Genomic DNA, 9,639 nt, shown 5'->3' on the forward strand with positions numbered 1-9,639 from the left:
AGAGATATGGACTATTACAATCAGGCTCCCTGGAGAGGGACCTGGAAACTCGATGGAGGCACACTGATGAATCAGTGTATACACAATATAGATTTACTCCAGTGGATGATGGGTGGAGAAATCTATAGTGTATATGCCCAGTGTGATACCTTTATAAGAAATATAGAGGCGGAGGATTTTGGGGCGATTATAATAAGATTCAAAAATGGCTCCATAGGAATAGTGGAGGGAAGTGCCTGTGTTTATCCAAAGAATCTGGAAGAAACCCTCAGCATATTTGGAGAAAAAGGCACCGTGTGCATAGGCGGACTTGCAGTAAATAAGATAGAGACCTGGGAATTTGCAGATCACAGGGACGTAGATGATGAGATGTCAAGGACACAGGAAGGGAATCCCGATACCGTATATGGCTTTGGACACATACCTCTTTTCAAGGATATGATAGATGCAGTAAACAATAATAAGAGAACTCTCATAGATGGGAAATATTGTAAAAATTGAATGTCTATAATTTTGTCATCATATAAATCGAGGCTTACAGGTATGCCGGTTAAATTTCCATTCAAAGATTTTTCAACTATGGATATGGTAGATGTAGACAAAATACTCAGTAATAAATGAAAAGGTGGAAATGTTGATGAAAACAGCTTCTAATGGCCAAAGCAGAATTGTATACATATTAATTATCTTGAGTTTAATAGCAAATTACCTTATGTTTCCAAGTTTGATTGTAGTCCAGTTATTTGCAGCTTTTTATGTTACTATAATTTATAAGAAATTTATTACCTGCAAATTGGATCTTATATATTTTTCTACATTATTGTTTGCTATTATAAATTTTTCACTGAAGATACCCATAGGAAGTAGATATGAAGTATATTATTTTTATGTGACTTTGTTTATATATATGCTATTTTTCATATATGGTTTTGTGAAACACTATAATAATATTGGTTTTGATTTAATTAAGAATAATAAGTATTTTATTTTTATCAGTATATTCATTGTATATATGCTGTTTGGTTTTTTTATTTCTGAAGATAAAAAGTTGTCCATTAAGTATATATTTAATTTTTTTATTATGATATCCCTTATGATTATGATGATTTGGGAAAATAGATCTAGAACAGTCATGAATAAGAGCCTAAAGCTTTTAGAATATATATATATGGGCGTATTGTTTCTTGGAACATTGGAAATATTTGGAGTAAGGTATGGAGTTAGAAATCATTTTGAAGAGTGGGATCCTATAGTAACCCAGATAAGTTATGTTAAAAAGATACCAGTTGTGTTTTTTTACAATCCCAATAATTATGCAGCATTTTTAGTTATAGGCATGACGATATTAATTGGAGCATGGCTATTCACCAATAGCAGATTTAATAAAAGGATCTATTTGTTGTTATATTTCATAAGTCAGTTAAATTTAATATTTACTAGATCCAGAACAGCCTGGATTACTATATTTATTGTATTATTATTTATGATAATTTTCTATTCTTTCTCAAATAATAGAAGTGTGTATAATATAAAAAGACTTGCAATTTTGGCAACTGTTACCATAGCGGTATTTTTAGGAATTTCTTTTATACCGAATATGCAGCCTTTTTATGGGAAAATAACAGGTTCAAGATTATTGAGCAAATTGAATATTTTTAATTCAGATTATCGTTTGAACCCGCAGGATGAAAAATTACTGCAGCTGGGCAAAAAAGGATCGGAGAACGAGAGATATACACTTATCTATGATGTAGTACATGGAGTTATTATTCAAAAACATTATCTGGGCTTTGGTCCTGGAAATATTGAAAACTATGTAAAAAAGATGAATAATACTTTTGGAGTCCTGAATGTTCACAGTTTCTGGTTTGAAATATTGGGAAATTTTGGTGTGGCAATTTTTTTATACACAATATATATATATGCCAACATGATAAGATCTCCGCTGCGTTCTTATGATTATTCAGATAGGGAGATGAAGAAATACTCAATTATGTTTTCATCAAATTTGTTTGGAATAGTGTTTTTATCTTTTGGACCCAGTACTATTATGTGGTATACACCTTTTTGGATATCTATGGGTATGTCAATGGCTCTTATAACGAGTAACAGAAAAATTTAAAAATAATTAGAATCTGAGGTGCTGTTAATTGAAGATTTTAATACTAGCAAGCTGGTATCCTGACAGTGTGAATCCTGTAAATGGTATATTCATTAAAGAACAAGTTAAAGCTTTGAAACAGGTTGGATTAATACCAGTTGTATTTTACCCCTATGACAAGAATATAAACAGGGGAAAATGTATGAGATTTGTTGAAGATGAAATAATTGTATATAGGGCCAATACTGATTATTTTAAAAAAGCTAAAATATCGAGGCTTTTCAGCATGATCAAGGCAGCCAAAATGTTGAACAAAATAGTAGTTGAAAACAATATAAGTTTAATACACTGCCATGTATGTTATACAGCAGGTTTTATAGGATACATATATAGTAAGTTCTTTAATAATATACCATATATAATAACAGAACATTCCTCAAAAGTTCATGAATTCTCAAATAAAATTTATAATAGGATTTTATTTTATTTATCATATAAAAGAGCCAGATATGTAATTACGGTAAGTACATATCTGGCAAAAGAGCTTGCCAGCTTAAAATTCAAATTTAAAAGTAAGATAATAGGGAATGTTGTAGATACATCTTTATATTTTTGCAATAATAAGCAAACAGGTAATAATGATAAAAAAAATTGGCGTTTGTTGTTTATAGGATTGATGCCTGACAGTGAAGTAAAGGGACTACAATATTTTATACCTGCACTTGCTGATTTTATAACTGAAAATCCTTACTATAATATAGATTTTAATATAGTAGGTGATGGTTCTAAAAGGCATAAATATGAGAAAATGTGTAAAGATCTTCACATATCAGATAAATGCAATTTTTATGGAAAGGTGGATAAATCTGAAATACCAAAATTAATAGATAGGAATGATTTTTTAATATTGCCTAGTATTAAGGAAACATTTGGCAGCGTATTGATAGAATCCATGGCTGGAGGGAAACCTGTACTTGCAACTGAGTGCGGCGGACCAGAGGATTTTGTAAATGAAAAAGTTGGAATATTAGTTAAACCTGGCAGTAAAAAGCAATTGGAAATTGGGATAAAATCCATGATAGAAAATTATGATTATTTTGATCCCAATTACATAAGAAATTATGCTGAATCTAAGTTCAATTATGATTCAATTGGTGAAGAACTTAAAGAATTATATATTAGTATTCTTTCAAGTTAATTATTGAAGTGATTTTTGAAAGGATGGATTATATTGTCAAATTGTATATTTCATATACCATTTAAAATAAATGAAAATTGGCCGTCAGCATCTCAAATAAGACCTTTGAGGATGCTGAATGCTTTTAAAAGTATTGGATATAATGTAGATATTGTTATGGGATATGGAAAAGAAAGAAAATATAGTATAGGGCAAATAAAAAGAAAAATTAAAGATGGAGTAAAATATGATTTTATGTACTCGGAAAGTTCTACGGAGCCAACAATATTAACTGAAAAAAATCATATTCCAATGTTTCCATTTTTAGATTTTGGTTTTTTTAGTTTTTGTAAGAGACACGGAATAAAAATTGGATTATTTTATAGAGATGTATATTGGAAGTTTGACGAATACAAGTTATCAGTATCATTTGTAAAGAGAATTATAGCATGTATGTTCTACAAATATGATTTATTGAGGTATAAGTATCTTTTGGATGTTTTTTATCTTCCATCATTGAAGATGTATGATTATATACCGATAGATTTTAAAGGAAAAGTTGAGGAATTGCCTCCTGCAGCTGAAAAACATAAAATATCTTTTCAAAGCGACATAAATGATATGAAAAAGAATTTGAATATATTTTATGTAGGGGGACTAAATTATCTCTATAATCTGGAATATCTTTTTGAAGTAGTCAATCAGAATAAAAATTTGAGCTTGACAGTTTGTTGCAGGGAAAAGGAATGGAATTCAGAAAAATATAAATACCAAAAATATATTAATGACAGAATACATATAATTCACGAATCAGGAGACAAATTGATTCCATATTTTAAAAAGGCAGATTTATTTAGTATTTTTGTAAAACCTCAGAAGTATAGGGAATTTGCTATGCCTGTAAAGTTGTTTGACTACCTTACTTATGGCAAACCTGTAATTGCTACAAATATGACATCTGTTGGGGAGTTTATAAATGATAATGATATAGGATGGGCTATAGACTATTCAAGAGAAGAATTAAAAAAACAATTGGAATATATAATTAATAATCCTAAGTCATACGGAGAAAAAATAAATAATATAAAAAAAATTATATGGTACAATACTTGGGAGGCAAGAGCGAGAAAAGTTGTAGATGATTTAAAAGAATAGTTTTGGAGGAGTATATATGAAAATATGTTATCTGTCCGATGCAAATAGTATACATACTAAAAAACTGTGTGATTTTTTTAAAAATAGAGGATATGATATATATGTTATATCTCTGAATCCTGGCAAAATAGACGGGGTCTGTGTATACACTTTGGATTATGATTTAACGGAAACTAGAAAAAATAGTTCTATAAAAAAATTAAAGTATCTATCTTCTATTACAAAAGTGAAAAATATTATTTATAAAATAAAGCCTGATATAGTTCATGCTCACTATGCAACTAGTTATGGACTATTGGGAGCATTATCTAAATTTCATCCATTTATATTGTCGGTATGGGGAAGTGACGTATTTGATTTTCCACAAAACGGTATATTAAAAAAAATCATGCTTAAATACAATTTAAAAAAAGCCGATAGGATACTTTCTACAAGTAAAGTCATGGCAATTGAAACCAATAAATATACAGATAAAAAAATAGAGGTAACACCTTTTGGTGTCAATTTGAATTTATTTAAGCCATCTGAGGATAAATATAGAAGTAAGGATTGTATAACTATAGGGACAATAAAAACTCTGGAAGAAAAATATGGAATAGAGTATTTAATTAGGGCCTTTGGAAAATTACATAAAAAGTATCCAGATAAAAAATTGAAGTTGGAAATAGGCGGAAGGGGATCTCAGAGAGATTATCTAGAAAATCTTGCTGTTGATTTGGGAATAAAAGATGAAATTAGGTTTCTTGGATTTTTAGATAGAAAACAGGTTGCAGAGGCATTTAATAGATTTGATATAGCTGTATTTCCTTCTACTTTAGATAGTGAAAGCTTTGGAGTTGCAGTAGTTGAGGCCCAGTCCTGCGGCACTCCAGTTATAGTATCGGATGTTGGAGGACTTCCAGAAGCTACAGATCCTAATGTATCAAGTATTCTTGTTAAAAAGAAGAACAGTGATGATATAGAACTAGCTCTGGAGAAGCTGATTTTAGACAGGAATTTGAGAATACTGATGGGAAAAAATGCAAGAAAATTTGTGGAAGATAATTTTAATGTAGAAGATAATTTTAATAAAATTGATATTATATACAAGAATGTAGTGAATTCATAGTTATATTTGGTGGTGAAATTATGAAAATATTGTTTTTGACACAGTACTGTCCTCCAGAAGTAGGTGCACCTCAAAATAGAATTTTTGAGTTTGCAAAACGTCTAAAAAAGTTTGGACATGAAGTTACGATACTTACGGCTATGCCAAATTACCCTAAAGGAGAAATATTTGAAGGATATAAAGGCAAGAAGGTTGTAATAGAAAAAATAGATGGAATAAGGATAATTAGAACGAGAATATATGCTACTAAAGAAAAGGGATTTCTAAAAAGACTCCGAAATTATCTTTCTTTTACCTTTTCTTCTGTATTTACCGGCTCTAAATATATTGAGAAACAAGATGTAGTTATAACTGAATCACCCCCTCTCTTTTTAGGATGGTCAGGTTATGTGATAGCTAGAAAAATAAAGGCTAAATTTGTGTTCAATGTATCGGATCTATGGCCTGAATCTGCTGTTAAACTCGGTGTACTTCATAATAAGCTGTTGATAAAAGCATCTACATGGCTGGAGGAGTTTTGTTATAGAAAGGCTGATGCAATTACAGGCCAAACAAGAGGAATAGTTGACAATATAATTGACAGGGGATTTGATAGTGAAAAAATTCATCTTATAACCAATGGAGTGGATACTGAATTTTTTAGAAAAGAGAACAGAGATGAAAAATTTAGAGAATCTATAGGCATAAACGGTAAATTCGCAGCCTGTTACGGTGGAATACACGGTTTAGCTCAAGGACTTGAAATTATAATAAATGCGGCAGAAATTTTAAAAGAACATAGGAACATACAATTTGTTTTTGTAGGGGATGGTCCCGAAAAGCAAAAACTTATAAATATGGCGGCTGAAAAAAAACTTGAAAATGTTACTTTTTTACCAGTTCAGCCAAAAGCTAATATGCCTAAGATAATTGCCTCCATGGATGCTTCTATTATACCATTGAAAAAACTGGATATATTTAAAGGTGCCCTTCCCTCAAAAATGTTTGAAGCACTTGCAACAGAACTTCCTATTGTACTTGCCGTTGATGGTGAAGCTGCAAGATTGATAGAAGAAGCTGAGGCAGGAATAGTGGTTGAACCGGAAAATTCATCTGATCTGGCGAATGCGGTTTTAAAATTATCCAAAGATGATGAATTGAGAAGAAAACTCGGAAGTAATGGAAGGAAATATGCTATAACAAATTATTCCAGAGATAATATAACTAGAAAACTGGAGAATATACTTTCCAGTATTGTGAAATGATCAGTATATTTGTTTCGGAATCTGGAGGTTAATATGAAAGATGCAAGTACAATTAAGCTGGTATTGAAAAAAGGACTTGTGCAAATATTCAGTGCGAATTTTGTAAATAAAGTGATACAGTTTGGCATAATGTTTTTTATGACTAGAATATTGGGGAAAAAACTATATGGAGATTTTACATATGCTCAAAATATATTGAATATATTTTTGACACTGGAAGGCCTGGGAATGGTGTCTAGTTCGCTGCAATACTGCAGTATGGAGAAAAGAGAAGATAGAAGACTATCTTATTTTAAATATGCTGTTAAAATAGGAAGTGCCTTTAATTTACTTATAGCTATATCAATTATAGTATATACTGTATTTTTCAAACTGCCAGTAGAGGGAAGTACCCAGATGCTTTTTTATCTGTCGGCAATTCCCCTTATGACAATATTTTTTAATGAAATTCAAACACTGCTTAGAGCGGAACTTAGGAATAACGAATTTTCACTGCTTACAATCACAAACACTTTATTGTACTTTTTTGGCAATGTTTGTTTTGGATATTATTTTAGTGTAAATGGTATAATTGCTGGGAGATATATGGCATATATAATTTCTATTATTATTGGCATATATCTTATACGTAATCAGGTGAAAAAGATTGCTAAGATAGCTTATCCCGCCAAGGAAGAAAAAAGGGATTTTTTAAAATATTCTGTGGTTAGCTGTCTTACAAATGCAATGTCGCAGCTGCTGTATCTAATGGATACTTTTTTTGTAGGAGCTATAACCAAGAGTAGTGAGATAATAGCGTCTTATAATGTTGCTATGTTAATTCCGTTTAATTTGATGTTTATTCCTATGTCAATATTGACTTTTGCCTATCCTTATTTTGCAAGGCATTGGGATGATAGAAAATGGATTAAAGATAAATATTATATACTTGTTAAGTATCTGTTTATTTTAAATATATTTATAACGATTGTCCTTATAGTATTTGCTCCTTTTATTGTGGAAACTGTATTTACTAAGCAATATTCTGATTCAATTACCAATTTTAGAATATTGACTGTGGGATATCTTATAGCAGGTACCTTTAGAATACCATCGGGCAATGTGCTTGCCAGTATGAAACTTGTGAAAGTCAACTTTTATAATTCAATGATAACAGGTATAGTCAATATAGTTCTTAATATAGTTCTTATAACTAAGTTTGGATCTATTGGGGCATCATTATCTACAGTTTCAACTTATATATTGTCTTCAATCATATCCAATGTATATCTTAGAAAATATGTCAATGAATAATTTTAAAAAAGGAGTACTAAATTATGGCAATTTATCAGTTGATATTGTATTTATCCATCTATATGTATGTAATTATTATGCCGCTAGTATATAGTAAATTCAAATTTATGGGAATACCATTTAGTGGAGATATATGGATGCTAGTAGTATTTTTTATATATTTTATAGGACTTGTATTTTTTAAAGACATGAGAAAGAGTTTTATTAGAGGTATAAAGGGATTTTTATCTGATTATTTGAGTATATCTATAATGGCCCTGATAATTATAATGGCTGTTTCATCTATCTATGCAGATTATAAAATGGAATCTGTTTATAAAACTCTGAGATATATGAGTTACATAATTTTATATTTCATAATATTTAGCCAGGGGTTTGAAAAGAAATTTTTAAAAGGAATTTTATATTGTTATATATTTATTTCTGTTATAGTAGGAATTATAGGAATATGGGATTATGCTTCAGGAATAGGTGTGATTCAAGCAGGGGAATCTGTAAGCAGACTCAGAATTAGTTCAACGCTGGAAAATTCTAATAATTTAGGAGCCTATTTTATTTTAATTATATTTCCCATAATAATGCTTGCTATTAAGGAAAAGGACATAAAGAGGAAGGTACTTTATATATTGATTGCATCCATATTTTTATTGAATATACTATTTAGCTTTTCCAGGAATGCATGGCTTGGATTTGGGATAGGATGTATAATAATTGCATTTATGTACAGCCTGAAATTTTTATTTACACTAATCCCCATTGGAATAGTCAGCTTTTTTATACCGCAGATTTCTAGTAGGTTGAGGGAATTGACAGATGTTACCCAAAATACATCTAGAATAAAAATTTGGGATACAGCTATAATGATAATTAAGGATCATTCCATTATAGGTGTAGGAAATGGAAATTTTGAAAAAGCATGTGCTAGATACATGTATCAAAAACCGGGTCTGAAAACAAGTAATTTTGTTCCAAAACATCCCCATAATATTTTTCTGGAAATGCAAGCAGAAATGGGAATATTTGGAACAGCTGCATTTGTATCAATTATAATTTCATCTATGGTAAAACTCATATATTTTCTTAAGAATGTTAAAGATAAATTTTTTTTAAAGTTTTATAGAGGGTTCTTTGTGTCTTTTGTGGTTTTTATATTGATGAATTTAATTGATGATTTTTTTTCTGCACCAAAAGTCATATCCTTTTTTTGGATCACAATGGCCATACTCCAATCCTATGAATTAAAGGATGAGTATAGTTTTACTGAAATCAATAATTTGCACTAGGATCAGCGGTTAGATGTAGAGATAATGTAGAAAAAAAGCGGTAAAAGGGTGAAAGTGACAAAAGAGAGAGTATGTATTATAATGAAAAGCATGCGAGCAGGTTAAGTTAAAAAATAAAAACATGTCGCAATTGTAAGTTGATTAATTATTTATATTTAAGAGGTGTTTTTATGAAGAAATTGAGATTTGCCATTATAGGCTGCGGAAGGATTTCATATAAACATGTTGAAGCCCTGGCAGCCAATAAAGATGAAGCAGTTTTAGTGGCAGTATGTGAT

General features: G+C 30.3%; 8 protein-coding genes and 1 pseudogene. All 9 read left to right on the plus strand.

Annotated elements, in window-relative coordinates:
- A pseudogene (locus ACFHWD_RS19865) lies at positions 1 to 621 on the plus strand (Gfo/Idh/MocA family protein); the annotation flags it as partial.
- Between the two features lie 16 nt (positions 622 to 637).
- Positions 638 to 2,122, plus strand: coding sequence for an O-antigen ligase (locus ACFHWD_RS19870; protein WP_150356188.1), 1,485 nt, complete (start codon positions 638 to 640; stop codon positions 2,120 to 2,122).
- Positions 2,123 to 2,150: 28 nt separating this feature from the next.
- On the plus strand, positions 2,151 to 3,299 hold the full coding sequence (locus ACFHWD_RS19875; protein ID WP_150356187.1) for a glycosyltransferase: 1,149 nt from the start codon (positions 2,151 to 2,153) through the stop codon (positions 3,297 to 3,299).
- Between the two features lie 27 nt (positions 3,300 to 3,326).
- Positions 3,327 to 4,433, plus strand: coding sequence for a glycosyltransferase (locus tag ACFHWD_RS19880; RefSeq protein ID WP_179978322.1), 1,107 nt, complete (start codon positions 3,327 to 3,329; stop codon positions 4,431 to 4,433).
- 16 nt (positions 4,434 to 4,449) lie between these two features.
- On the plus strand, positions 4,450 to 5,541 hold the full coding sequence (locus tag ACFHWD_RS19885) for a glycosyltransferase (protein ID WP_150356185.1): 1,092 nt from the start codon (positions 4,450 to 4,452) through the stop codon (positions 5,539 to 5,541).
- A 20-nt stretch (positions 5,542 to 5,561) separates the two neighbouring features.
- Positions 5,562 to 6,785 (plus strand): glycosyltransferase family 4 protein, encoded by a 1,224-nt coding sequence (locus ACFHWD_RS19890; protein WP_150356184.1) that lies wholly within the window; start codon positions 5,562 to 5,564, stop codon positions 6,783 to 6,785.
- A 33-nt stretch (positions 6,786 to 6,818) separates the two neighbouring features.
- Positions 6,819 to 8,078: an oligosaccharide flippase family protein gene (locus ACFHWD_RS19895; RefSeq protein WP_150356183.1), complete on the plus strand. Its 1,260-nt coding sequence runs from the start codon at positions 6,819 to 6,821 to the stop codon at positions 8,076 to 8,078.
- A gap of 23 nt (positions 8,079 to 8,101) precedes the next feature.
- Positions 8,102 to 9,361 carry an O-antigen ligase gene (locus ACFHWD_RS19900; RefSeq protein ID WP_150356182.1) on the plus strand — a complete coding sequence of 420 codons (1,260 nt, stop codon included), beginning with the start codon at positions 8,102 to 8,104 and terminating at the stop codon, positions 9,359 to 9,361.
- A gap of 170 nt (positions 9,362 to 9,531) precedes the next feature.
- On the plus strand, positions 9,532 to 9,639 hold a 108-nt coding region (locus ACFHWD_RS19905; RefSeq protein WP_378059986.1), incomplete at its 3' end, for a Gfo/Idh/MocA family oxidoreductase.

The organism is Clostridium sp. MT-14 (assembly GCF_042436595.1).
GTDB classification, from domain to species: Bacteria; Bacillota; Clostridia; order Clostridiales; family Clostridiaceae; genus Clostridium_B; species Clostridium_B aromativorans.

Coding starts and splice junctions, on each gene's coding strand:
- ACFHWD_RS19870 (WP_150356188.1), top strand. CDS start 638: ATGAAAACAGCTTCTAATGGCCAAAGCAGAATTGTATACATATTAATT.
- ACFHWD_RS19885 (WP_150356185.1), top strand. CDS start 4,450: ATGAAAATATGTTATCTGTCCGATGCAAATAGTATACATACTAAAAAA.
- ACFHWD_RS19890 (WP_150356184.1), top strand. CDS start 5,562: ATGAAAATATTGTTTTTGACACAGTACTGTCCTCCAGAAGTAGGTGCA.
- ACFHWD_RS19895 (WP_150356183.1), top strand. CDS start 6,819: ATGAAAGATGCAAGTACAATTAAGCTGGTATTGAAAAAAGGACTTGTG.
- ACFHWD_RS19900 (WP_150356182.1), top strand. CDS start 8,102: ATGGCAATTTATCAGTTGATATTGTATTTATCCATCTATATGTATGTA.